Below are 24,928 nucleotides of genomic sequence, written 5' to 3'. Positions count from 1 at the left end.
TAAACAGTTGAAAAAGGGGTAAACATATGGCAAAATATCTGATTATTGTTGAGTCACCTACCAAAGTAAAAACCATCAAAAAATTTCTTGGCTCTAACTATGATGTCGCAGCATCAAACGGACATGTACGTGATATGCCAAAAAGTCAGCTGGGGTTTGATGTTGAAAATAATTATGAACCGAAATATATTACCATACGCGGAAAGGGAGATATTCTGGCAGCACTTCGCAAGTCTGTAAAAAAGTCAGATAAAGTATATCTTGCAACGGACCCTGACCGCGAAGGAGAAGCAATCTCCTGGCATTTATCAAAGGCACTGAAACTGGAAGAAAAAGATATCCACAGGATTACCTTCAATGAAATTACGAAAACAGCTGTAAAAGAATCTCTGAAACATCCGCGTGCGATCGATATGGATCTGGTGGATGCACAGCAGGCAAGACGTATGCTGGACCGTATGGTTGGATACCGGATCAGTCCGCTTCTGTGGGCGAAAGTCAAACGAGGCTTAAGTGCAGGCCGTGTACAGTCTGTCACTCTACGGATCATTGCAGACCGCGAGGAAGAAATCGCAGCCTTTATACCGGAAGAATACTGGACCCTGGATGCCGATTTTACGATTCCGGGAGAGCGAAAACCGCTGACTGCCAGATTTTACGGTACGGAAAAAGAAAAGATAACGATTCATTCAAAAGAAGAGCTGGATACGATCACGAAAAAGCTGGAAGGTGCAAAGTACCAGGTGGCGGAAGTGAAAAAAGGAGAACGTACCAAAAAAGCTCCGGTTCCGTTTACAACCAGTACGCTTCAGCAGGAAGCTTCCAAGGTGCTGAATTTCTCCACACAGAAAACCATGCGTGTTGCACAGCAGTTATATGAAGGAGTGGATGTAAAGGGTAGCGGGACTGTTGGTATCATCACCTATCTGCGTACGGATTCCACGCGTATTTCTGATGAAGCCGATGCATCAGCGAGAGCTTATGTCGAAGAAAACTACGGAAAAGAATACGTTTCTGCAGCTGTGCAGGAGAAAAAGAGCGGTAAAAAGATCCAGGATGCTCATGAGGCAATCCGTCCGACGGATATCACGAGGACACCGTTTGCTTTAAAAGAATCGCTCACAAGAGATCAGTTCCGTCTGTATCAGCTGATCTGGAAACGATTTGCCGCAAGCCGTATGGCAAATGCACAGTATACTACGACTTCCGTTAAAATCGATGCAGCCGGATACCGTTTCCATGTATCCGCCTCCAAGAAAAAATTTGACGGTTTTATGGCAGTTTATGTGCAGGACGAAGAAGAAAAGGGCGAGGGAAATCTTCTCGTGAAAGAAATTTCATCAGAGACACAGCTGAACTTTAAGAGTTTTGAGGAAAAGCAGCATTTTACACAGCCGCCGGCACATTATACAGAGGCCGCTCTTGTCAAAACGCTGGAAGAGCTTGGAATCGGACGTCCAAGTACTTATGCACCGACGATTACCACGATCATCAACCGCCGCTATGTGGCAAAAGAAAATAAAAACCTGTATATGACAGAACTTGGAGAAGTCGTAAACAATATCATGGTACAGGCATTCCCGAGTATTGTGGATGTCAATTTTACAGCAAACATGGAATCTCTGCTGGATAAAGTGGAGGAAGGCGTGGTCAACTGGAAAACGGTTGTCAGCAATTTCTATCCGGATCTGGACGAAGCAGTTTTAAATGCAGAGAAAGAACTTGCAAAAGTCAAGATTGAAGACGAAGTGACCGATATTGTCTGTGAAGAGTGCGGCCGCAACATGGTCATTAAATATGGTCCGCATGGCAGATTCCTTGCCTGCCCGGGATTCCCGGAGTGCCGAAATACCAAACCCTATCTGGAAAAGATCGGTGTGGCATGCCCGAAATGCGGCAAGGACATTGTGCTTCGAAAGACCAAAAAGGGCAGAAAGTATTATGGATGTGAAAATAATCCGGACTGTGATTTCATGTCCTGGCAGAAACCTTCCAAAGAAAAATGTCCGAAATGCGGAGGCATTATGGTTGAGAAGGGAAATAAGCTTCTTTGCATCAATGAAGCATGCGGTTATATTGAAAATAAATTTCAAAAAGAATAATTGTGCGAAATTTCACGCCAGAAAAGCAAAAAAAGCTGCTGTTTGCAGCTTTTTTGCGTTAAATATATTGAAAATTCAAAAGAATTATGATAAATTAAAAATATGCCAAGAATAGCAGGGGAAATCGTGCAAAAGACAAAAAAGGCAGAAGGGAGAAGAGCGATGAGTGTACAGTTATTAGACAAGACTCGAAAAATCAACAAACTTTTACACAACAACAACAGCAGTAAAGTCGTATTCAATGATATCTGTGAAGTACTGTCAGAAATTCTGGAGTCCAATGTGCTTGTGATCAGCAAAAAAGGAAAAGTACTTGGAATCAGCATCACACCAAACGTAGAAGAAATCAAAGAACTGATCGATGATGAAGTTGGGGGCCACATTGATGAACTTCTGAATGAACGTTTTCTGGGTGTTTTATCTACAAAAGAAAATGTCAATCTGGAGACACTGGGATTTGAAAGCGGAGATGTAAAAAAATATCAGGCGATTATCAATCCGATCGATATTGCAGGAGAGCGTCTCGGTACGGTATTTATGTACAAATGCGGAGAAGGATATGATATTGATGATATCATCCTCAGCGAGTATGGTACGACCGTGGTCGGTCTGGAAATGATGCGTTCTGTGCATGAAGAGAATGCGGAGGAGAATCGTAAAGTTCAAATCGTAAAATCAGCTATCAGTACACTTTCTTTCTCAGAACTTGAGGCGATCATCCATATTTTCGATGAACTGGACGGAACAGAAGGCATTCTGGTAGCCAGCAAGATCGCAGACCGTGTCGGAATCACACGTTCGGTTATTGTAAATGCACTTCGGAAATTTGAAAGTGCAGGTGTGATTGAGTCCCGTTCCTCCGGAATGAAAGGAACGTACATCAAAGTCCTGAATGATGTGGTATTTCAGGAACTGGATGATATTAAAAAGAAACGAAAAGAGAACGCCCAGGGATAAGCACGTAAAATTGTTTTATCTCAGTCGAGAAGACTCCCACTTCTGTAAGTGGTGAGTAATAACAAGTCTTTCTCAGTGGGAGTACAATCTCCGACTGAGATAAACGCTCCGCGAGAATGTGCAGTGATTCTGAGAAGAATATGTCAGCTTTCGCTGACCAGAATCACGCACCAAGTCTCACGTGCGTTCGACTTGAAACGATTTAAACAGGAAAAGAACCATTGCAGAAAAACGGGATTTTCAGTTTTTGCAGTGGTTCTTTTTCTAAGTATAATGTTAAAATCAGAAGAGATTGTACAATTACTTTTGACACCCACATCATCTATAAAAAAAGTATAAAATACAAAAAAATGAGAAAACATGAGAAAATACGAGGAATAAAAAGAATTAAAGAGAATATAAATAAATATACGAAAATAATTCCGCTTGCACATTTTGAGGAAGTTCACTATTATATGTACTAAAGTTAGCACTCGATAAAAGTGAGTGCTAATAACATGATAAATAAGGCGATTATAATTTAAGGAGGAATATAAAATGAAGTTAGTACCATTAGGTGACAGAGTTGTATTAAAACAGTTTGAAGCAGAAGAGACAACAAAGTCCGGTATTATTCTGGCAAGCAAATCTCAGGAAAAACCACAGGAAGCAGAAGTTGTTGCAGTCGGACCTGGCGGAATGGTAGACGGCAAAGAAGTAACCATGCAGGTGAAAGTCGGAGATAAAGTTATCTATTCAAAATATGCAGGAAATGAAGTAAAACTGGAAGACGAAGAATATATCATCGTAAAACAGAATGATATTCTGGCAGTTGTTGAATAACAGGATAGATTAAATCAAGAATTAACTGGAGGTTGATTGATATGGCAAAGGAAATTAAATACGGTTCAGAAGCAAGAACAGCACTGGCAGCAGGTGTTGATAAACTGGCAAATACAGTAAAAGTAACACTTGGACCGAAAGGAAGAAACGTTGTTCTGGATAAACAGTATGGTGCTCCGCTGATTACAAACGACGGTGTTACCATTGCAAAGGAGATCGAGCTGGAAGATGCATTCGAGAACATGGGTGCACAGCTGGTAAAAGAAGTTGCTACCAAGACCAATGATGTAGCAGGTGATGGTACCACAACTGCTACCGTTCTGGCTCAGGCAATGATCCAGGCAGGTATGAAAAATCTGGCAGCAGGTGCAAACCCGATCATCCTGCGTAAAGGTATGAAAAAAGCAACACAGGCAGCTGTGGATGCTATCGCAGCTATGAGCAGCAAAGTAAACGGCAAACATCAGATGGCAAGAGTAGCAGCTATTTCCGCAGGTGATGATGAAGTCGGAAATATGGTAGCAGATGCCATGGAAAAAGTTTCCAATGATGGTGTTATCACGATTGAAGAGTCCAAGACCATGAAAACAGAACTGGATCTGGTAGAAGGTATGCAGTTTGACCGCGGCTATATTTCCGCATACATGGCAACAGATATGGAAAAAATGGAAGCTGTCTTGGATGATCCGTACATCCTGATCACAGACAAAAAGATTTCCAATATCCAGGAGATTCTGCCGCTGCTGGAGCAGATTGTACAGTCCGGTAAGAAACTGCTGATCATCGCAGAGGATATCGAAGGAGAAGCTCTGACGACTCTGATTCTGAACAAACTGCGTGGTACTTTCCAGGTAGTCGGTGTAAAAGCTCCAGGTTATGGTGACAGAAGAAAAGAAATGCTCAAAGATATCGCAATCCTGACCGGCGGTGAAGTCATTTCCGAAGAACTGGGACTGGAACTGAAAGATACACAGATCAGCCAGCTTGGACGTGCAAAATCTGTCAAAGTGAAAAAAGAGAATACCGTTATCGTTGACGGAATGGGCGATAAGAAAGAAATCGAAAACAGAATCGCACAGATCAAAGCTACGATCGAAGTTACAACTTCTGAATTTGATAAAGAAAAACTGCAGGAGAGACTTGCGAAACTGGCAGGCGGCGTAGCAGTGATCCGTGTCGGTGCAGCTACCGAAACAGAGATGAAAGAAGCAAAACTGCGTATGGAAGATGCTCTGAATGCAACAAGAGCAGCCGTAGAAGAAGGCATTGTAGCAGGAGGCGGATCTGCATACATCCATGCATCCAAGGAAGTTGCAAAACTGGTAGATACTCTGGAAGGAGATGAGAAGACCGGTGCATCCGTGATCCTCAAAGCACTGGAAGCTCCACTGCATCAGATCGCTGCAAATGCAGGACTGGAAGGAGCTGTTATCATCAACAAAGTAAGAGAATCTGAGGTAGGTGTCGGATTTGATGCATACAATGAGAAATATGTAAACATGGTAGAAGAAGGAATCCTGGATCCTGCAAAAGTGACAAGAAGTGCACTGCAGAATGCAACCAGTGTTGCATCCACTTTCCTGACAACCGAATCCTGTGTTGCGAACATCAAAGAAGAAACACCTGCAATGCCGGCAGGCGGAGCCCCGGGAATGGGCGGAATGATGTAATAAAAGAACCGAGCTAAGAAAAAGCGGTTACAGAGAACAAATCTGTAACTGCTTTTTTTTAAAATTCCTTTTACAAGATGAGAATTTCGTGTATAATAAAAAACAGGGCATATAATAGTATGAAATCAGAAGAAAGCAGGAAAAAAATGTATGAAGGATTGGTACACAGAAAAAAGAGTCTCAAGATCCATTTTCGGTTCCATTCTGGAGTATGAATACCTGTATCTGAATGGAGAGCTGGATATTGACTGCATTTACCTGAAAAAGAGACGGGAACACATCGGTACTTACAAAGTGGCAGATATGGAAGCTCTGTTTCCGCTGGATGCAAAACGTTTTCGAGAATATCGAAAAGATAAGAACATCAAGATCAGAGACTGTTCCGCCGGGCGAAGAGGCATGCGGTATGGCATGCTGATACCGAGAGCGGAGCAGAAGGATCTGCTGATTTTTGAACCAGATCAGGGAATGCTCCTAGATATGCAAAGACGTTCTCCGGGAAAAGTACAATTTGCCTGAAAACAGGGTTGACAGGTTTCGACAAATTTGATAAACTTGACAACTAACAACAGATGTTAGAAATTCAGGAAAGAAAGTGAGGATAATAAAATGGGTACGATTATAGGCGAAGGTATTACTTTTGATGATGTACTCCTTGTGCCGGCCTATTCGGAAGTGATTCCGAATCAGGTGGATCTGTCTACTTATCTGACAAAGTCTATCAGACTGAATATCCCGATGATGAGTGCAGGAATGGACACAGTTACGGAACACAGAATGGCGATTGCGATGTCACGACAGGGCGGCATTGGTATTATACATAAAAATATGTCCATTCAGGAGCAGGCAGAGGAAGTTGATAAGGTAAAACGTTCTGAAAATGGTGTTATCACGGATCCGTTTTATTTATCCCCTGACAATACACTGGAAGAAGCAAACAATCTGATGGCAAAGTTCCGTATTTCCGGTGTGCCGATTACAGAAAACGGAAAACTGGTAGGTATCATCACAAACCGTGATCTGAAGTTTGAAGAGGATTTCAGCAAAAAGATCAAAGAATCCATGACTTCTGAAAACCTCATCACTGCAAAAGAAGGTATCACACTGGAAGAGGCAAAAAAGATCCTTGCAAAAGCAAGAAAAGAGAAACTGCCGATCGTGGATGATAACTTTAATCTCAAAGGACTGATCACGATCAAGGATATTGAAAAACAGATCAAGTATCCGCTCTCTTCCAAAGACTCCAAAGGTCGTCTGCTGTGCGGTGCTGCACTTGGTATCACAGCAAACGTTCTAGATCGTGCACAGGAGCTGGTAAATGCACATGTCGATGTCGTTGTTCTGGACTCTGCACACGGACATTCTGCAAACGTTCTGAACTGTGTTCGCATGATCAAAGAGAAATTCCCGGATTTGCAGGTTATCGCAGGTAACGTGGCAACAGCAGAAGCTACAAAGGCATTGATTGAAGCCGGAGCAGATGCAGTCAAAGTTGGTATCGGACCTGGTTCTATCTGTACAACACGTGTGGTTGCAGGTATCGGTGTACCGCAGATCACAGCTGTTATGGACTGCTACAGTGTTGCAAAAGAGTATGGTATCCCGATTATCGCAGATGGCGGTATTAAGTACTCCGGAGATATGACAAAAGCGATCGCAGCCGGTGCGAATGTTTGTATGATGGGAAGCATGTTTGCTGGATGTGATGAGAGCCCGGGAACATTTGAACTGTACCAGGGAAGAAAATATAAAGTATACCGTGGTATGGGATCTATCGCAGCAATGGAAAACGGAAGCAAAGACCGTTACTTCCAGTCTGATGCGAAGAAGCTGGTACCGGAAGGTGTTGAAGGACGTGTAGCTTATAAGGGAAGCGTAGAAGATACCGTATTCCAGCTGATGGGCGGTCTTCGTTCCGGTATGGGTTACTGCGGAGCAAAAGATATTGAATATCTGAAAGAGAACGGAAGATTTATCAAGATTTCTGCAGCATCTCTGAAAGAATCTCATCCGCATGATATTCATATCACAAAAGAGGCACCAAACTACAGCGTTGATGAATAAAAGCGGAACAGGCGGATTTCCCGAAAAAGGAATCCGCCTTTCTTTTTTGCACGCCGGCGAGAGTGAAAGCAGACTGCAATTATCGCATTTTACATTGGAGGCAGATATGTGGGAGAACGACAGAAGCCGAAGAAAAATGGAAGAGAGGAAAAGGCAAATTCAAAAAAGAATCACCGTATCGGCGATTTTGACAGCAGTTGTTCTGGTACTGTTTTTTGTCTTTTTCTTTCACAGGAACACCGGTACGAAAAAAATGACATACCAGAAGGCAGGGATGGATGCATGGGAGCAGTATGATATCGGAGATCCTGTAAAACAGGTTCCACAGCCGGAGCTTGATGTGCAGCTTCTGACTGTCAACGAATACTCCAGACCAGGGATTGCAACCGATGGAGTGCGTGGTGTGGTGGTTCATTATACGGCTAATCCAGGAAGTACCGCACAGAATAATCGGGATTATTTTGAAAGCCTCAAGGACACCGGAGAAAATCAGGTCAGCAGCAATTTTATCATCGGACTGGACGGAGAGATCATTCAGTGCATTCCGACAAATGAGATCGCCTATGCATCTAACAACCGCAACAACGATACAGTGTCCATTGAATGTTGTCATCCGGATGAGTCAGGAGCGTTCCAGGAGGTGACGTATCAGTCTCTTGTGGAGCTGGTTGCATTTCTGTGCGGAAAGTTTAATCTGACGATGGACAATGTGATCCGCCATTATGATGTTACCGGAAAAGACTGTCCAAAGTATTTTGTGGAGCATGAAGATGCATGGAATGCATTTAAAGAAGATGTGGCAAAGTATATTGAAGAAAATGGAAATTAATCCAAAAATCTGAACAGTAGAAATATGCAGCCATTATAAGAACAGGAAGAGAAGACAGGTATAGAAAGGAAAGGTATGGTTAAAGATATATATGAAAGTATTTGCAGGGGAGAAGATGTCCGGGCAAATCTGATCTGTTTAAAGCAGCTGATAGCAGATAAGAAAGAAAAAAGTGCATTTGCTTATATGCTGGCAGGCGATTTTCGAAAACTGGCAGCTCTATTAAAGGATAAAGACGCCAAGATACGGAAAAATGCAGCACTGATCCTCGGAGAATTGGAATCCGAAGATGTTCTTCCGTGGCTCTACGAAGCCTATGAGAAAGAAAAACAGCTCTTTGTCCGAGAGTCTTATTTAAAAGCGATGGAAAAACTGAATTTTTCACAGATGCTTCCCAAATTAAAGAAAAGACAGAAAACATTGCAGGAAGAACTGCTCTATGCGGCAGACGAGGGGAAAAAACATCTCCAGAAAGAAGCAGCCGTTCTTTCCCGCATGATCTTAAAATATGAAAAGCCAAAACATCATACATTCTGTGGGGGAAAGACGGAAGATGTGATCCTTTTGTGCAATCGGAATAACCGCCAGATCACAGCCAGACAGATCCAGACCGGTGAAGTCTCCATGCTTGCCGGAGGCGTTCGCATTCAGGGGGCAGATCTGCAGGAAATCGCGAAAATACGAACCTGGCAGGAGCTCCTATTTCCGCTTCACGGAAAAGTGGAACGGGAGTATACGGCGGAGGCGGCGGCACAGACGGTATGGAACACCGAGGTCATGGAACTGCTTCAAAGTCTGCATGAGGAAAAAGGAGCGTTTCTGTTTCGCATCGAGTACAAAGGTTCTCTGGATGAACGCAAAAAAAGCGAATTTGTGAAAAAAACGGCATCTTTGCTGGAAGAAAAAAGCGAACGGATGCTGATCAATTCCATTTCGGATTATGAAATTGAAATCCGCATTGTCGAGAGCAAAAAAGGTGGTTATCTGCCGTTCCTGAGGCTGTATACGATGGAAGATGAACGTTTTGCTTACCGAAAAGAGAGCATTGCCGCTTCCATTGCCCCGGTGAATGCAGCACTGATCATGCAGATCGCCGGAGACCATCTGAAAGAAAATGCACAGGTACTCGATCCGTTCTGCGGTGTCGGAACCATGCTGATCGAACGCAAGTATTTTCGTTCTGCCGATCCGTTGTATGGTGTTGATATCTATGCGGAAGGGATTCAGAAAGCAAGAGACAATACTGCGGTGACGAAAATGCCGATCCATTATATTGCCAGAGACTTCTTTACCTTTGAACATGACTATCTGTTTGATGAACTGATTACAGATATGCCGGCTTCCGCAGATGAAGCATTCTATAGGACATTTTTTAAAAAAGCAGAAACGCTTTTAAAGAGAGGAGCTGTTCTTGTGCTGTATAATCGTCAGGGAACACTACTTGAAGAAATGTGCCGCAGACAGAATAATCTTACGATACTGAAGACGGCAGTGCTGAATGAACGGCAGAACAGTAAAGTAGTGGTCGCAAAACTGCAGGAGGCGTAAAATGGAACATGTAAAAAAACGAGAAGAAATTTCAAAAGAATTTACCTGGGCACTGGAAGATTTATATCAGGATCAGGCAGCATGGAGTGAAGATCTTGAAAAAATCCGAAAACTGGCACAGAAGCTGTATTCCTGCAAAGGAACGCTTGTGGAAGGTGCAGAAAATCTGAAAAAGGCACTGAATTTTTACAGTGAACTGAATCAGAGATTCGAAAAAGCATATGTATATGCAAATCAGCTTCTGCATCAGGATATGGCAAATGGCGAAAGCCAGAAATGTTCCGGGCAGGTACAGGTGCTGATGAATCAGGTCAATGAAGTGTCCGCCTTTCTGGAGCCGGAGATTTTGAAGATTCCGGATGAAAAATTAACGGAGTATCTGGCGGATGAGCCTTTCTCGGAATATCGACGATTTTTGGAAGAAATCCTGCGAACAAAAGAGCACAGTCTCAGTGAAGAGAAAGAAGAACTTCTGGCAAGGGTAAGTGAACTTGGCCGTGCCCCTTCTAATATTTACGGTATGTTTAATAATGCAGATATTACCTTTCAGCCGGTAAAAGATGAAAATGGAAATGAGCAGCCGCTGACGCAGGAACGCTATGTACATTATCTGGAAAATAAAAACAGAGAGATCCGAAAAGAAGCGTTTACAAACCTGTATAGCGGCTACAAAGGGTTTGCAAATACGATTGCGGCCGTTTTTGATGCAAATGTGCGTCAGGCAGCTTTTTTTGCAAAAGAACGCAAATACAGTTCTTCTCTGGAAGCAGCACTGGATGGCGGAAATATTCCAATCAGTGTTTATACTAATTTGATTCGCACCGTAGAAGAACATCAGCAGCCGATGCAGCGTTATCTGGAACTGAGAAAAAGGCTGCTGGGCGTAGAACAGCTTCATATGTATGATGTCTATGTTCCGATGATTGAAAAGACCGAGAAAAAATATTCTTTCGAAGAGGCAAAACATATGGTGCTGAATGCACTTTCCGTTCTTGGAAGCGAATACACAGGCCTGCTTGAGAAAGGATTTCATGAGCGTTGGATCGATATTTATGAAAATGAGGGAAAGCGTTCAGGAGCCTATTCCTGGGGAGCTTATGGAACGCATCCGTATGTCCTTCTGAACTATCAGGGAAATTTAAACCATGTATTTACGCTGGCCCATGAAATGGGGCACGCTCTGCATTCCTGGTATTCCGATCATGCCCAGAATTATCTGAATGCCGGATATCGCATATTTGTTGCAGAAGTGGCATCTACCTGTAACGAGGCACTGCTGATCCATGATCTGATGGAAAAGACCGAAGATAAAAAAGAAAAGGCATATCTGATCAATTATTTCCTGGAGCAGTTTCGCACAACTCTGTATCGTCAGACCATGTTTGCACATTTTGAGCAGGAAATGCATCAGAAAGTGGAACAGGGCGAAACACTGACAGCGGATGTGTTGTGCGATGCTTACTATGCATTAAATCAGAAATACTATGGAGAAGCAATGGTTTCGGATGATCTGATCCGCTATGAGTGGGCAAGGATTCCACATTTTTACACACCGTTTTATGTTTATCAATATGCGACCGGATTTTCAGCGGCCATTGCGATCAGCACCAAGATCCTTGCAAAGGAAGAAGGGATTGTTGAGAAATATAAAGCCTTTTTAAGCGGTGGCTGTTCTATGGATCCGATCGACCTGCTGAAACTCTGTGGTGTTGATATGGAAAAGAAAGAACCGGTAGAAGAGGCATTGAAGGTGTTTGAACAATATCTTACAGAACTGGAAAAACTCGTATAAAAATGGGAGATGTGCAGTGAAAGGCACATCTCCTTTTTAAGCGGCGGATTGCAGAGGTACTTATCCGGATATCTTATTTTAATACAAATTTATGGATGATCTCGGCAACGCCGTCGTGGTTGTTGTCATTTTCTGTGATATAGTCAGCAGCCTGCTTCACTTCTTCTTCGGCATTTCTCATAGCACAGCCGATATGGGCGGCCCGGATCATGGAAATATCATTTTCGGCATCTCCGGCAGCAATGGTATTACACAGTGGGATTCCGGTGTATTCACAGAGAAAACGAACGGCAGAGCCCTTGTCAATACCGGGAGCGACGTGCTCCAGGTATTCATTGCTGGAGAAGAAACGGTTGATCTTGCCGTCTGCAAAGTCAGCGGTCTTTTCGAGATAATCACGGAGATGCTCCTTGTTTTCATAATTTACAACCAGCACTTTGACCGGTTCTGATTTCAGAAAAGCGGTCACATCCGGAACGACTTTGTATGGAATCTTGACGATGGAAGAGTAGCGTTTTACCTCTTCGGTATCGTGCTCTGTAACGATCTCACTGTCGGAATAGGTCTGGCAGTGAAGACCGCACTGAAGGGCTTCGTCAAAAATGCGGCGAACGAGCGGCATTGCAAGCGGTTTTTTGAAAATACTCTTTTTGCGGTACATATCGTAGATTTCACCGCCGTTAAAAGAAATCACAAAACAGCCCTTTTTCGTAAAACCAAGTTCTTTTGCCTGCATGATCGCACTGGCAAGAGGGCGGCCGGTGGAGATCACGATATGGTGTCCGGCTGCAAGAGCCTCTTCGATCGCCTGACAGTTGCCGGCAGAAAAAGTCTTTTCGTCGGTAAAGAGCGTTCCGTCCAGATCCAGGAAAACTGCCTTGGTATTTTTTTCTTTTTCCATTAATTCTTCCAGGGCATCGTCACTGTCGCTGATCCACACATCTTCTTCTTTGGCAGTAAGGCCGAGATATTCACGCAAAGTACATGCTTCATCACTGAAGTTCCATTTGTCTGTTAAAGAAAAGATATCATCAAATGGGACTTCTCCCATCATAAAACGTTCTCTGAATTTCATCATAAAAACTCCTTTTAGTATTGTCTGTCACGATGTTTTCTGAGGTTCTCAAAAGTCGTGTCCGGTATGCGAAGATTGCCGCGTCCCACACCCAGATCAATCCCCGGTATATTGCTGCCGTGAAAATCAGAACCACCGGAAACGGCAAGTCCCATAACCTGGGCGAGCCGGCGTACACGGTTTTCCTGAGAAACCGAGTGACGTGAATACATGGCTTCGATCCCGTTGAGGCCTTCTGGCTTCAGGGTACGGATCAGTTCCTTTAACTGAGAATCAGAAAGGTGGTACTGCATTGGATGTGCAAGGACGGCAATTCCATCCAGTTTATGGATCAGGTGCACGGCCATTGCCGGGGTTACCTTTTCACGTGGGACAAAACAAGGTCCGTCATTTCCAATATAATGAAAAAAAGCATCATTCATAGATGGAATACAGCCCTTTTCATATAAAAAACGTGCGAAATGTGCTCTTGTCAGAACGGCATCACCAAACATTTCCTGCAAAGCCTCGATAGTGATCGGAAATCCACAGTCGGCAAGCTTTTCAGCCATTTTACGATTCCGTTCAAAACGGGCATTGCGGAAATGATCCAGTTCCTGGCAGAAAGAAGTATCGTGCCAGTCAAAATCGAGACCGACGATATGGATATCCTGACCATTGTATTCAGTAGAAAACTCAATGCCGGAAATGACTTTTATTGGTTTGTCCTCGGCAGCCTGAAACGCCTCACCGAGACCATCTACGGTGTCGTGATCGGTCAGAGCGAAAGCCGTAAGATGATTTTCCATGGCATGTTCTACCAGCTGCGTTGGTGTCAGTGTTCCGTCTGAAAAGGTAGAATGAACATGAAGATCGATCATAATTAAGAACCTCCCTTTGCAGAAATAATCATCAGTTGTCTTTTATCCGGATCTGCCGCGAGACATTCAGGGCGATTCCCATTTCCGTCATCAGGAAGAGAATCGAAGTACCGCCGTAACTGATAAATGGGAGCGTAACACCGGTTGTAGGAATCACGTTCAATACAACGGCAATATTCAGAATGACCTGCAAAGCGATATGTGCAAAAATACCGGTAACGATCAGAGAACCGAGCAGATCCGGTGCATTCTGTGCGATAAACATCAGTCGGTACAGCAGAAAAACAAACAGGATGGTCAGAAGAACAGCACCAAAGAGTCCAAGTTCTTCGCAGATGATTGAAAAGATCATATCATTCTGAGCTTCCGGGATAGACTGGATTTTCTGAGTACTGTTGCCAAGACCCTTGCCGAACAGACCGCCGGAGCCGATAGCGTATAATCCCTGAAGTACCTGATAGCCGCCGCCATCGGAATATTTTTCCGGATCGATCCATGCAAGGACACGGTTGAAACGGAAGTTTCCACTTGCACCAAGCGAAGAAACATATCCACGCACGCCTACGATACCGACAGGAAGACCAATGCCGGCTGTTAGAACAAACGGTGCAGTCTTTGGATGTGCAACAAAAATCAGTGCACAGGTAATGCCGAGGATGATGATGGCGGTACTTAAGTTTTCGGTAAATTTCCAGGTCAGAAGGAACGTAAGTGCACCAAAAGCAAAAAGAACAAAAGGTGCCTTAAAGCCTTTTAACTTTTTGCCGAACTGCACGATCAGTACAGAAAGGAACAGAATGATCGCCAGTTTGGCAGGTTCTGCTGACTGAAACTGGATCGGACCAATTTTGATCCATCGTTTTGCACCGTTTACCTCGTGACCGATGAATTTGGTAACCAAAAGCAAAAGATTGCTGAAAAGGTAAAAATAGCCGGCATATCTGGCGTAAAAATGGTAATCGATCATGGAAAAAACAAAAATCGCTACCAATCCACCAACGCTGAACAATGCCTGCCGGAAAAGAAAATATGTATCACTTCCATACTCAACCTGGGCATCATAAGCACTTGTACTGTAAAGCATGATAAGCCCAAAACAGGTGAGAAGGACTACACAGGCCAGAAGATTGTAATCATAATACTGACCGTTTCTTGTCAGAAGTCTTACCTTACGTTTCCTCCTGACGGTTTTTGTGTTTGTCTGTGCCATATAAAATCCTGCCTTTCTATTAGGATTACTATGTATCATAACATATTTTAAAGTCAAAAGGAACCCATATCGAGCACCATTTCAGGAAAAAATTTCACTTAGCATATAGTAATCTGATATTAAGGGGCTGCCGTGACAGCAATAGATAACGTGGCGATGCACCGATTTCGCTATCTGGTCCGCCGTACTGCAATAACCTATAATCAAAAAGCATATTGAAAATGAAGAATGCATATGCTATAATGCCATTAGGCAAAGAGAAGTAGGTAGTCCAAATGATTCGACTACAAACGAAAACCCCAGAGCGGCAACTCTGGGGTTTTCTATTCTCTTTTTAATGGCAGAACAAATCCATAGGCTGGTTACCGACTATTTATCACTATCCAACCATTTGATGATGCAATGGCAAATTACACCACCCACAACAGTGACAATAAGAGAAGTAAGAAAATCCAAATGATTCACCTCCTTCCTGTTACCAGTATTGGAGGCGGTAACGCATCTATACTATCACACTCTTTTAAGTATTTCTACCTGTATTTTCATTATACCCTCTCCGTTTTTTCAAATATACCCATCCTGCACTGCTTTTCAGCGTTTGAAACACCCCGAACGGAACAGGTAAAAACTGCAAGGAACTATTTGCATCATTTTTCATAAACTTATATTGAACTGATTATTTAATAGGAGGAAACACAGTTGCAGTATCAAAATTCTTGCTGTCAGAGATCAGAAAAAGAATCTTGCCTGGAACAGTATCCGATTGCTATGGCATACGTTCCGTGGCAGAAATTTGATAAATCGTTTTCTTTATGTCATGCTTTAAAAGTAGGCACCATATTTCCATGCCTTGAAAAAACATTTTGCGGAAAAGGAGGCAGATGTCGATGAATGGCTGCAATCATTACAGAACCAATAATTCCTGTATGCGAAATGCAAATAACAGACAACCGATGAATAATCGACCTCGAATGGAAATGCAGACAGACAAAAATATGGAATGCAAAAGAAGACAACAGCCGGACAAAAAGAGTTTGCTGAATGAAATCAATGAATGCAGTTTTGCAGTCAACGATATGCTCCTTTATCTGGACACACATCCGTGTGACGAAGCAGCTCTTTCTTATTTCATGGAACACAAAAACCGTCGAGTTGCCGCACTGAAAGAATATGCAAAGTATTATGGTCCGCTTACCATTGATACCGCAGACGATGAAGCGAGCGAGAGTTTTTTATGGGTAGAAACACCTTGGCCATGGGAAGGAGGCGGCTGCTGATATGTGGAATTATGAAAAAAGACTGCAATATCCGGTTAATATCAAAAACCCGGATGGAAGAATCGCCCAGATCATCATGAGTCAGTACGGCGGACCGGATGGCGAGATTGGTGCATCGCTGCGTTATCTGTCCCAGCGTTTTTCCATGCCGAATCGAAAAATTATGGGTGTTTTAAATGACATCGGCACGGAAGAACTGGCACATCTGGAAATAGTATCAACAATCGTTCATCAGCTTACGCGTGGTCTTTCAGTAGAAGAAATTGAAAAATCCGGTCTGGCACCGTATTATGTGGATCATACCGTAGGAATCTGGCCGCAGGCTGCCGGTGGTATTCCATTTAATGCATGTGAATTTCAGTCAAAAGGGGATGCGATCACCGATTTGTATGAGGATATGGCTGCTGAGCAAAAAGCACGCAGCACTTACGATAACATTCTGAGAATGGTAAAAGATCCGGATGTCGCAGATCCGATCCGTTTTTTAAGGGCGAGAGAAATCGTGCATTTTCAGCGATTCGGTGAAGCACTTCGCATTTTACAGGATGAACTGGATTCTAAGAATTTTTATGCATACAATCCGAGTTTTGATAAACCAGTCAGCTGTCCTGTTTCTTCTGGTGGATGCATAGAAAGCAATTAATATGAAAAACAGAAAAGGGCTGTCGTGAAAGCGGCAGCCCTGCAACATCGGACTCTTACATTACAGATGAATTACTTGCTAATGTGATAGAATTACCGGAACTATTTCAGCAATTCATGAATATTGATTGAGAAGTCTGGATAAATCCCTACAGGAATATCCTCTTCAAAAGAGTAAAGGTTGTTATTTTCCTCTTCATTTTCGAAGCAGAAAACATTTACAATCTCTTTTGATGGGTTCACGATCCAGTATTCGCGAACACCGGCATTACGATATTTAAAAAGCTTGATGCCATAGTCACGTTTTTGTGTAGCAGGAGACACAATTTCAATAATAAAATCCGGTGCACCTTCAATACCTCTTTCGGATATTTTCTTCGAGTCACACAGAACAGAGATATCAGGTTCGACATAAGTTTTATCATCAGCGTTGAGTCGTACGGCAAGAGGTGCCGGAAGTACCTGAGAATCATTATGATTGTTTCGAATGTATTCGTGAATCGTTCCGGATAATTCCATAACAAGATGTTGATGTATATAATTTGGTGATACCATATTATAAATTTGACCATTGATTAGCTCCGCACGTTTGCCTTCCGGAAGTGCATCGATGTCTTGTGTAGTATAAGAATGCTCTTTTGACAATTCGGTTTGAGCGATACGAGTCGGATATTTCGGATTATCAATTTGATAATTTTTTAGAGATTCTAAATCTGGAGATGCTTTTTCGTATAGTGCATTAAAACCTCCTGTGCGAGATAATTCCATAATAATATGAGAGACGGACGCAATATAATTTTTGAAATAAGCAATTTCTAAATTACTGTATCCTTTTATATCTTGCCATTTGTATTCTGGAAGCCAGCAAGTAGCATGATGGAACCCGCCGGTGTCATTTGGTGTTTCAATATATACTTTTACTGTTCCGTCGATCTTCATTTCAGAATGTGTAATTTCTGTATCATCATTTAATGTCATAAACGGATACATCATAATAAACAACTCCTTTCAAAATAGGTAACTTATGCACTTAAAAGATTTCGTTTTCTGTTTCTATGAAGCGACTTCGTTTTCAAATAATGAAATCGTGGAATTTTTTTGCTTGAAAATAAAAATATATGGTTTGAATTTAGTATAATATAAGTATGAAGATGAATCAATATAAAATAATCAACACAAATAAAAAGTATTGATTTATATGCATGATATGTATAGCAATTGAAAATTGCCGGTTAGTATTTTTAGAAGAAATAAATCATCCGGATAAGCTTTTACAAAAAAGCTGCATACAATAAAGAAAAAGAAATTGTATGTGTAATATGAACAAAATTAATCGTATGATTTCAAAATATAACTATACACCCGGGAACAGTTCCAGAATCAAATATATCGTCATTCACTACGTTGGTGCACTGGGCGGAGCAAAAGAGAACTGCATCTATTACGGAGGCAGGGACCGCGGATCATCGGCACATTATTTTGTCGGGTTTGACGGTGAAATCTGGCAGTGTGTGGAAGATCAGAACATTGCCTGGCATTGCGGGGCGAGTAGCTATAAACATCCGGAATGCAGAAATGCCAACAGTATCGGGATTGAAATGTGCGTGCGAAAAAGGGGAACACAAACACTTGGAGCAACGGACAGGGACTGGTATTTCGAAAATAAGACGGTGCAGTCAACTATTGAGCTGGTCCGGTATCTGATGGAAAAATATCACATTCCGGCAGATCATGTGATACGCCATTATGATGTGACAGGGAAAATCTGTCCGAATCCGTATGTATATAATGAAGGAAAAAGCACCTGGGACACTTTCAAAAAGGCAATTTCGGCAAAAAATGCGGATCATGAAACGAAAAAGCAGGTGCCGGAAGTCTGGTATCGTGTCCGCAAAACCTGGAAAAATGCCGGCAGTCAGGTTGGAGCATTTAAGACATTGAAACAGGCGAAACAGTGTGCGGATCAATATGCCGGGTATCGTGTATACAATACTTCCGGAAAGAAAGTTTATGTCTCTTTGAAATTACCATATAAAGTGCAGGTTAAAACCGGAACCATTCCGGTCAGAAGCGGACCGGCAAAAACTTATCGCCGTGTGAAACAGATTTCAAAAGGAGTTTTTGAGATTACCGAAGAAAAAAATGGATTTGGAAAGCTGAAAAGCGGGGCAGGATGGATTTACCTTAAGAAAGTGGAGAGAGTATAAATCACACATGTTCAGAGATTTGGTGAAGAACTGATATCATAAATAGAGGGGCCGCCCTTTTTGACACCCCCATAATTGCCACAGACTTGCTGCTGTGAAATTTTTTGTTAACTTAAATTTTTCTCGTAGATACAATGTGTGCCCTGATGCTGCTGTAAGCTTCCGAGACATTTTTTATTGCAGCGAACACAGCGATGAATTTCTGTGATCTGTCTATTTTTTACTTTATCTGGCCATTCAGGGTCAGCAAGCAGCTGACGGCTCATGGCGGCACAGGTGATACGGCCGTTTGCAAGCTGTTCTTCTATAAAATCAGGCTGGTTCAGACCGCCAACACCGGTGATTGGCTTATCTGTATAGTTCCGGACTTCATCGCAAAATTTCAGGAAGCATCCCTGTTCTTTAAAATATGGATGATTTGCCGGCGGAATGGTATCTTCCAGACTGGAATGATTTGCAAGAGTGACATGAAAACTGGTTACACCGGCGTCTTCCAGCAAAGGAATAAAGATTCCAAGCTCAGATTCAAGCACACCGGCATTTCCATAGTGCGGATTTTCCTGACGGACAGCCAGTTTATAATCGATCGGAAGATCCGGCAAACGTTTGCGTATGGCCTGAACGGCTTCTGTGGCAAAACGTGCACGATTCCTGGCATTGCCGCCGTATTCATCCGTGCGATGATTAAAGATGACGGAGCTGAAACTGCCGCACATACGGTCTCCGTGAACCTGAACCATATCAAAATCGGCTTTTACTGCCAGTACAGCAGCTTCTCCAAATCCCTGTATGATTTTATGTATTTTGTGCTGGGACATTTTTGTGATATAAGGAGAAACTTCATTATTTAAAAGTGTACGTAGTTGCTGCATTGTGATTTTTTTGGACAGAACGCCAGGGACGTATTTCAGCATGGCGAGCATATTGGAGTCGGATTGATGAAGCTGAGCACAGATACGGCAGTTTTCCTGATGAACGATCCGGGCAAGCTTCTGATAATAGGCAAAGCCTTTTTTATCAAAGAGAGATTTTTCAAAAGTACTTTTTCCTACGGGTACATCACCGACAATGATCATGGCACAGCCACCGGCGGCGATTTTTCGAATTTTTTCAAAATATTCTTCGTCAGACAGACCGAATGTGGTAGGTGCGAAGATGATGCGGTTTTTCAGCTCTAAACCACCATAATTGACAGGATTGTTGATTGCCTGATACATTTTTTTCACCTCTTTTGACTGGAGAGTATAGTTCACGGCTGTATTTTTGTCAAGAGTAAAATATCACGAAATTTGTTCGCACAACAATATGCAAAATACAGACAGAAGAAAGAAAAAATATATTTACATTTTACCAAAAAACAGTTATCATAAACAAAAACTATTATACAAAATCACCAGGAAAGGATGTGCGTATCGGATTATATTATAAAAACAGAGATCGTTTTGAAAAAGAAAAAAGGAGGAAATGAATGAAAAAGTCGATATTCGGGTTCATTTTGGCAATCTTGCTGATCTGTCCGTTTATGTCACAGGTACTGCGGGCGGAAGCGAGAGACACAGACAGTAAAGTAACAGATGCAGATAAGATATTTTATTATTCTTTTGATAACATAAGCGGCGGTCTGATCGCAGATGAATGGGGCAGCAGAAATGCAGTGATTTCCGGTGGAAAGATCAGTACCGGAAAATCCGGCAGTGCACTTGAAGTTGAGAAAAATACAACAGGAGCTTCCGTTTCGAATGCTTCTGTTACAAACGATGCGTGGACGGTCAGCTACTGGGTATACAGTAAGGCTCTTTCAGAGAGAAGTTCTGTTCTGATGAGCAGCGATGGAAAATATTCTTTCGATGCTGCGATCAGTTCCTCCAATCTGAAATCCGGTGTACATGTAGGAACCAGAAGCGGTGATGTCCTGACATTTCAGTATACACTTCCGGCAGAAACATGGGTACATATGACATGGACACAGGATAAGACAAACGGTCTGTCTCTCTATGTAAACGGAACGTTTGTTCAGACAAATACCTGGACAAAAACAAATAATTTCCCTTGCCCGGCTGATCTTTTCGGCGGCAGCGGATTTGAAGGTAAGATTGACGAACTGAAAATTTATAACCGCGTACTCACGGAAAATGAGATTCTGGCGGGTATGATGGGCAAAGGACTGAATATTTCCGAAACCAAAAAAGAACTGAAAGTCGGTGAAAATTGGCAGATCGTGACAAATCTGATCAGTGATCAGGAAGATAAAACGATCACTTATACCTCCTCAAATCCGGAGATCGCAGCCGTAAGCGAAGATGGAACCGTACAGGCAAAGAAACGCGGTACGACGCAGATCTTTGTGAAAAATGCAGCATCCGGTTATGAAGAAACCGTAGAGATCAGTGTTATCAAAGAAATCACGATCCATAATACAGTTCCGGTTTATAAGCTGGATGACTCCAAACTTTCTGATATTGATAAAGATGAAACCAATGCACAAGGAAGACGTTACCTTGGTCAGCCGGATATGGTCATGCTGGATGACAACCGTACGCTGATCACAGTTTATCCGGTCGGACACGGACATGGTAAACTGGTTATGAAGGTAAGTGAGGATGCCGGAGAAACCTGGACGGAAAAGACCGATATCCCGTCCTCCTGGACAAAATCGCTGGAGACACCGACGATTTATAAACTGCATCTGGACAATGGAACGACAAGGCTGATGCTGATCACAGGTCTGCCAAACTGGGGAAATGGTGAGACGGATGCGAACGGTCACATTGGCGGATGGAATACTTCCTATTCTGACGATGGCGGAAAGACATGGAGCGAATATAAAAACTGGCATGAAAAGAAAAAAGACGGAACCACAAACTATACCATCGTTGCGATGGCAAGCCTTATACAGTTAAAAGATAAAAACGGAAACAATATCCAGAAATGGATGGGCGTTTACCATGATGTAAACTATGTCAACTACAAAACCTATCTGACCTTTGACGAGAGCGGAAATGAACAGTGGTCCGATCCGGAACCTTATCTGAATGAATATCGTACAACAGAGAGCAAGTATCAAATGTGCGAGATCGGAATGTTCCGTTCACCGGACGGAAAACGCATTGTCGGGCTGGCAAGAAGCCAGTCCCATAACAATCCGTCCACATTGATCTATTCAGATGATGAAGGAGAAACCTGGTCTGAGCCGATGGATCTTCCGGGATCCCTTGCCGGAGAACGCCACAAAGCACTGTGTGATCCGATCAGCGGCAAACTGGTGATCACATTCCGTGAAATCCAGTATGACCTCAATAAAAACAATCAGTTTGACGGTGGGAATGACTGGATGGCAGGTGACTGGGTTGCATGGGTAGGAACTTATGAAGATCTGATGGAACAGAATGACGGTCAGTGCCATATCCTGCTCTGTGAGGACTGGGCAAATAACCGTTACTCCGGGGATACCGGATATACCGGAATGGTCGTTTTACCGGATGGAACTTTTGTTATGGATTCTTACGGACACTGGGACAAAGAATTTTCACAGAGCTGGCAGGGTAGTGACGGCAGCGGTTATAATGTCAAGACAGACCTGTGCTACATCAAACAGGCAAAATTTAAACTGGCAGATGTGATCGGTGAGTCTGCGATTGCAGTTAAGGATGTCACGCTGGATCTATCCGAAGTAAAACTGACAGAAAGGGGACAGACCGTACAGCTTACAGCAACGGTAGCACCGAAGAATGCAACGAATAAGCAGGTAAACTTTTCGAGTGACAGGGAAGAGGTGGCAACCGTGGATGAAGAAGGGAAAGTTACCGCAAAAGCAGACGGAACAGCTGTTGTAACGGTTACAACGGTAGACGGAAATAAGACGGCAATCTGCAGCGTTACGGTAGAAATTCCAAAAGATCCAAAACCAGATCCAACACCGGCACCGAAACCGTCTGTTCCGGATAACCAGGAATCGACAACGGGTTCCACAATGACGGTTGGCAGTGAACAAAAGTCAGGAAAAGGCATTTACCGCATCACCGGAACCAGGAAAACAGTCACATTTGTAAAACCGCTGAATGATAAAAATACATTTTTTAACGTGCCTGCAAGTGTAAAACTGGCGGATGGACGTTATAAAGTAACCGCAATTGACAAGAATGCATTTAAAAATAACAGAAAGCTGAAGAAAGTTACGATTGGAAATAAAGTAACCAAGATTGGTGCCGGTGCATTTAGCGGGGCGAAAAATCTGAAAGCGATCACGATAAAATCAAAATTGTTGAAGAGCGTCGGAAAAAATGCATTGAAAGGTATCCATAAAAAATGCACGATTAAAGTTCCGAAAACAAAGTTAACAGCTTATAAGCGACTGCTGAAGAAAAAAGGCCAGAAAGCAAGCGTAAAAATTACAAAATAAGAACAGTTGCTTACCACATATAGAGAAAGAATCTTTGCCAGTTGAAACAAAACTTTGATTATCAAAATATTTTTCTTGACAAATGATTTTTCTTGCATTATACTTTGAAAGTCAAAATATTTGAGATGCATAATAAAATACAAGATGTCAGGGAAATAATCTTATCTTGTGGGCAAGAAGGATGCTTTGTATGCAAGTCCCTGGCACGATGCAAATAAAACCATGAAAAATAAAGGAGAAATCAAAATGTTTGAAAAAATGAAAGAATTAATCGCAGAACAGTTAAATTGCCCGGCAGAGGAGATCAAAATGGAAAGTTCTTTTAAAGAGGATCTGGGTGCAGATTCCCTGGATTTGTTTGAACTTGTGATGTCCCTGGAAGATACTTACGGTGTGGAAATCCCATCCGAAGAACTGGAACAGCTGACGACGGTTGAAAGTGTTGTGGATTACCTGAAACAGAAGGGCGTAGAAGCGTAAGCGTAAATAGCAGGAAAAGCATAAAAGCCTGTTTTGGAATCCGTAACAACAGATGGAGGAGTATAACATGAAATCAGAAGTGACAGAACTTCTTGGAATAAAATATCCGATCATTCAGGGCGGTATGGCATGGGTGGCAGAACATAATCTTGCGGCAGCGGTGTCAAATGCCGGAGGGTTTGGTATTATCGGAGCTGCAAATGCACCAGCCGAATGGGTGCGTGATGAGATCCGCAAGGCAAAAGAACTGACGGACAAACCGTTTGGTGTCAATGTCATGCTGCTGAGTCAGCATGCGGATGAAGTGGCACAGGCAGTTGCAGAAGAAGGCGTAAAAGCGGTTACGACCGGTGCCGGAAGTCCGGAAAAATATATGAAGATCTGGAAAGAGGCGGGTATTCTCGTCATTCCGGTGGTAGCTTCCGTGGCACTTGCAAGAAGAATGGAACGCATCGGAGCCGATGCACTGGTTGCAGAAGGAATGGAATCCGGCGGACACATCGGTGCTCAGACGACGATGACACTGGTTCCGCAGATTGTGGATGCGGTAAACATTCCAGTTATCGCAGCCGGAGGCATCGCCGATGGCAGAGGATTTGCAGCAGCAAGGATGCTTGGAGCAGATGCCGTTCAGATGGGGACACGTTTTATCGTTTCAAAAGAATCCATTGTTCACGAAGCTTATAAAGAACGTGTGCTGAAAGCAAGAGATATCGATTCGGAAGTTACCGGCATGAGCACCGGACATCCTGTCCGCTGTTTGAGAAATCAGATGACCAGAGAATATCTGAAACTGGAAAAAGAAGGGGCTTCGTTTGAAGAACTGGAGCTGATGACGCTCGGCACACTGCGTAAGGCAGTTGTGGAGGGAGATGTGACAAGAGGAACCGTTATGGCAGGTCAGAGTGCAGGTCTGGTGAAACAGGAACAGACTTGCAGTGAGATGATCGAAGAGATCATGGATCAGGCAAAAAAACTTCTGAAAGAGGCATAG

21 protein-coding genes are annotated in these 24,928 nt (G+C 42.9%); 16 read left to right on the top strand and 5 right to left on the bottom strand.

The features are described from left to right. The first annotated feature begins 26 nt into the window (after positions 1-26). From topA to pepF, 9 genes are all read left to right on the top strand, one after another. Positions 27-2,102 carry a type I DNA topoisomerase gene (gene topA, locus ACLTL4_RS00960; protein WP_173895810.1) on the top strand — a complete coding sequence of 692 codons (2,076 nt, stop codon included), beginning with the start codon at positions 27-29 and terminating at the stop codon, positions 2,100-2,102. A 162-nt stretch (positions 2,103-2,264) separates the two neighbouring features. After that, positions 2,265-3,059 (top strand): GTP-sensing pleiotropic transcriptional regulator CodY, encoded by a 795-nt coding sequence (gene codY / locus ACLTL4_RS00955; protein WP_022118873.1) that lies wholly within the window; start codon positions 2,265-2,267, stop codon positions 3,057-3,059. Positions 3,060-3,596: 537 nt separating this feature from the next. Further along, the gene (groES, locus tag ACLTL4_RS00950; RefSeq protein ID WP_022118875.1) at positions 3,597-3,881 is read left to right on the top strand and encodes a co-chaperone GroES; all 285 of its coding nucleotides are present in this window, start codon (positions 3,597-3,599) and stop codon (positions 3,879-3,881) included. Positions 3,882-3,922: 41 nt separating this feature from the next. Beyond that, positions 3,923-5,551 carry a chaperonin GroEL gene (groL, locus tag ACLTL4_RS00945; protein WP_147631617.1) on the top strand — a complete coding sequence of 543 codons (1,629 nt, stop codon included), beginning with the start codon at positions 3,923-3,925 and terminating at the stop codon, positions 5,549-5,551. Between the two features lie 150 nt (positions 5,552-5,701). Continuing rightward, positions 5,702-6,070, top strand: a complete 369-nt coding sequence (locus ACLTL4_RS00940) for a hypothetical protein (RefSeq protein WP_022118034.1) — start codon at positions 5,702-5,704, stop codon at positions 6,068-6,070. Between the two features lie 90 nt (positions 6,071-6,160). Then, entirely contained in the window at positions 6,161-7,615 is a 1,455-nt protein-coding gene (guaB, locus tag ACLTL4_RS00935; RefSeq protein ID WP_022118035.1) for an IMP dehydrogenase, read from the top strand. A 106-nt stretch (positions 7,616-7,721) separates the two neighbouring features. Beyond that, on the top strand, positions 7,722-8,444 hold the full coding sequence (locus ACLTL4_RS00930; RefSeq protein ID WP_173897481.1) for an N-acetylmuramoyl-L-alanine amidase family protein: 723 nt from the start codon (positions 7,722-7,724) through the stop codon (positions 8,442-8,444). Positions 8,445-8,519: 75 nt separating this feature from the next. After that, positions 8,520-9,992 (top strand): methyltransferase domain-containing protein, encoded by a 1,473-nt coding sequence (locus tag ACLTL4_RS00925; protein WP_173897482.1) that lies wholly within the window; start codon positions 8,520-8,522, stop codon positions 9,990-9,992. Position 9,993: 1 nt separating this feature from the next. Then, positions 9,994-11,784, top strand: a complete 1,791-nt coding sequence (gene pepF, locus ACLTL4_RS00920; RefSeq protein ID WP_173897483.1) for an oligoendopeptidase F — start codon at positions 9,994-9,996, stop codon at positions 11,782-11,784. Positions 11,785-11,857: 73 nt separating this feature from the next. Here the strand turns inward: pepF and ACLTL4_RS00915 are convergent, their stop codons facing one another. From ACLTL4_RS00915 to ACLTL4_RS00905, 3 genes are read right to left on the bottom strand one after another with little or no spacing between them, the layout of a single operon-like run. Next, positions 11,858-12,862 carry a Cof-type HAD-IIB family hydrolase gene (locus ACLTL4_RS00915; RefSeq protein WP_173895807.1) on the bottom strand — a complete coding sequence of 335 codons (1,005 nt, stop codon included), beginning with the start codon at positions 12,860-12,862 and terminating at the stop codon, positions 11,858-11,860. An 11-nt stretch (positions 12,863-12,873) separates the two neighbouring features. Continuing rightward, positions 12,874-13,719 (bottom strand): PHP domain-containing protein, encoded by an 846-nt coding sequence (locus ACLTL4_RS00910; RefSeq protein ID WP_173866028.1) that lies wholly within the window; start codon positions 13,717-13,719, stop codon positions 12,874-12,876. A 31-nt stretch (positions 13,720-13,750) separates the two neighbouring features. Next, complete coding sequence (locus ACLTL4_RS00905) at positions 13,751-14,929, bottom strand: FtsW/RodA/SpoVE family cell cycle protein (RefSeq protein ID WP_173897484.1); 1,179 nt, start codon at positions 14,927-14,929, stop codon at positions 13,751-13,753. Positions 14,930-15,697: 768 nt separating this feature from the next. On the opposite strand from ACLTL4_RS00905, the gene ACLTL4_RS00900 reads away from it, so the two are divergent. The 3 genes from ACLTL4_RS00900 to ACLTL4_RS00890 are packed head-to-tail and all read left to right on the top strand — an operon-like array spanning position 15,698 to position 16,849. Next, positions 15,698-15,820, top strand: a complete 123-nt coding sequence (locus tag ACLTL4_RS00900) for a spore coat associated protein CotJA (RefSeq protein ID WP_147631673.1) — start codon at positions 15,698-15,700, stop codon at positions 15,818-15,820. Further along, positions 15,817-16,206 (top strand): spore coat protein CotJB, encoded by a 390-nt coding sequence (locus tag ACLTL4_RS00895; RefSeq protein ID WP_330589858.1) that lies wholly within the window; start codon positions 15,817-15,819, stop codon positions 16,204-16,206. The genes ACLTL4_RS00900 and ACLTL4_RS00895 overlap by 4 nt, the downstream gene beginning before the upstream one ends. Before the next feature lies 1 nt (position 16,207). Then, the gene (locus ACLTL4_RS00890) at positions 16,208-16,849 is read left to right on the top strand and encodes a manganese catalase family protein (protein ID WP_022118196.1); all 642 of its coding nucleotides are present in this window, start codon (positions 16,208-16,210) and stop codon (positions 16,847-16,849) included. Between the two features lie 101 nt (positions 16,850-16,950). On the opposite strand, the gene ACLTL4_RS00885 is transcribed toward ACLTL4_RS00890, so the two are convergent. Beyond that, positions 16,951-17,841, bottom strand: a complete 891-nt coding sequence (locus ACLTL4_RS00885) for a Uma2 family endonuclease (RefSeq protein WP_330589857.1) — start codon at positions 17,839-17,841, stop codon at positions 16,951-16,953. A gap of 326 nt (positions 17,842-18,167) precedes the next feature. Between ACLTL4_RS00885 and ACLTL4_RS00880 the strand changes: the two genes are divergently transcribed. Beyond that, entirely contained in the window at positions 18,168-19,055 is an 888-nt protein-coding gene (locus ACLTL4_RS00880) for a peptidoglycan recognition family protein (RefSeq protein ID WP_250840897.1), read from the top strand. Positions 19,056-19,162: 107 nt separating this feature from the next. Here ACLTL4_RS00880 and bilR read toward each other — a convergent pair whose 3' ends face one another. Continuing rightward, positions 19,163-20,272: a bilirubin reductase gene (bilR, locus tag ACLTL4_RS00875; RefSeq protein WP_147631607.1), complete on the bottom strand. Its 1,110-nt coding sequence runs from the start codon at positions 20,270-20,272 to the stop codon at positions 19,163-19,165. A gap of 251 nt (positions 20,273-20,523) precedes the next feature. Here bilR and ACLTL4_RS00870 point away from each other — a divergent pair, with 251 nt between their 5' ends. The 3 genes from ACLTL4_RS00870 (at position 20,524) to fabK (ending at position 24,928) form a co-directional block, all read left to right on the top strand. Further along, on the top strand, positions 20,524-23,454 hold the full coding sequence (locus tag ACLTL4_RS00870) for an Ig-like domain-containing protein (protein WP_412291229.1): 2,931 nt from the start codon (positions 20,524-20,526) through the stop codon (positions 23,452-23,454). Between the two features lie 246 nt (positions 23,455-23,700). Continuing rightward, positions 23,701-23,934 (top strand): acyl carrier protein, encoded by a 234-nt coding sequence (gene acpP, locus ACLTL4_RS00865; RefSeq protein ID WP_022118600.1) that lies wholly within the window; start codon positions 23,701-23,703, stop codon positions 23,932-23,934. Positions 23,935-24,001: 67 nt separating this feature from the next. Continuing rightward, entirely contained in the window at positions 24,002-24,928 is a 927-nt protein-coding gene (fabK, locus tag ACLTL4_RS00860) for an enoyl-[acyl-carrier-protein] reductase FabK (protein WP_173897488.1), read from the top strand.

The sequence above is a fragment of the Hominisplanchenecus sp. genome, from assembly GCF_046967715.1.
Taxonomy (GTDB): domain Bacteria; phylum Bacillota; class Clostridia; order Lachnospirales; family Lachnospiraceae; genus Hominisplanchenecus; species Hominisplanchenecus faecis.
This window is presented reverse-complemented; position numbering and strand designations above follow the sequence as displayed.

Coding starts and splice junctions, on each gene's coding strand:
- topA (WP_173895810.1), top strand. CDS start 27: ATGGCAAAATATCTGATTATTGTTGAGTCACCTACCAAAGTAAAAACC.
- codY (WP_022118873.1), top strand. CDS start 2,265: ATGAGTGTACAGTTATTAGACAAGACTCGAAAAATCAACAAACTTTTA.
- groES (WP_022118875.1), top strand. CDS start 3,597: ATGAAGTTAGTACCATTAGGTGACAGAGTTGTATTAAAACAGTTTGAA.
- groL (WP_147631617.1), top strand. CDS start 3,923: ATGGCAAAGGAAATTAAATACGGTTCAGAAGCAAGAACAGCACTGGCA.
- ACLTL4_RS00940 (WP_022118034.1), top strand. CDS start 5,702: ATGAAGGATTGGTACACAGAAAAAAGAGTCTCAAGATCCATTTTCGGT.
- guaB (WP_022118035.1), top strand. CDS start 6,161: ATGGGTACGATTATAGGCGAAGGTATTACTTTTGATGATGTACTCCTT.
- ACLTL4_RS00930 (WP_173897481.1), top strand. CDS start 7,722: ATGTGGGAGAACGACAGAAGCCGAAGAAAAATGGAAGAGAGGAAAAGG.
- ACLTL4_RS00925 (WP_173897482.1), top strand. CDS start 8,520: ATGGTTAAAGATATATATGAAAGTATTTGCAGGGGAGAAGATGTCCGG.
- pepF (WP_173897483.1), top strand. CDS start 9,994: ATGGAACATGTAAAAAAACGAGAAGAAATTTCAAAAGAATTTACCTGG.
- ACLTL4_RS00915 (WP_173895807.1), bottom strand. CDS start 12,862: ATGATGAAATTCAGAGAACGTTTTATGATGGGAGAAGTCCCATTTGAT.
- ACLTL4_RS00910 (WP_173866028.1), bottom strand. CDS start 13,719: ATGATCGATCTTCATGTTCATTCTACCTTTTCAGACGGAACACTGACA.
- ACLTL4_RS00905 (WP_173897484.1), bottom strand. CDS start 14,929: ATGGCACAGACAAACACAAAAACCGTCAGGAGGAAACGTAAGGTAAGA.
- ACLTL4_RS00900 (WP_147631673.1), top strand. CDS start 15,698: ATGGCATACGTTCCGTGGCAGAAATTTGATAAATCGTTTTCTTTATGT.
- ACLTL4_RS00895 (WP_330589858.1), top strand. CDS start 15,817: ATGAATGGCTGCAATCATTACAGAACCAATAATTCCTGTATGCGAAAT.
- ACLTL4_RS00890 (WP_022118196.1), top strand. CDS start 16,208: ATGTGGAATTATGAAAAAAGACTGCAATATCCGGTTAATATCAAAAAC.
- ACLTL4_RS00885 (WP_330589857.1), bottom strand. CDS start 17,841: ATGATGTATCCGTTTATGACATTAAATGATGATACAGAAATTACACAT.
- ACLTL4_RS00880 (WP_250840897.1), top strand. CDS start 18,168: ATGAACAAAATTAATCGTATGATTTCAAAATATAACTATACACCCGGG.
- bilR (WP_147631607.1), bottom strand. CDS start 20,272: ATGTATCAGGCAATCAACAATCCTGTCAATTATGGTGGTTTAGAGCTG.
- ACLTL4_RS00870 (WP_412291229.1), top strand. CDS start 20,524: ATGAAAAAGTCGATATTCGGGTTCATTTTGGCAATCTTGCTGATCTGT.
- acpP (WP_022118600.1), top strand. CDS start 23,701: ATGTTTGAAAAAATGAAAGAATTAATCGCAGAACAGTTAAATTGCCCG.
- fabK (WP_173897488.1), top strand. CDS start 24,002: ATGAAATCAGAAGTGACAGAACTTCTTGGAATAAAATATCCGATCATT.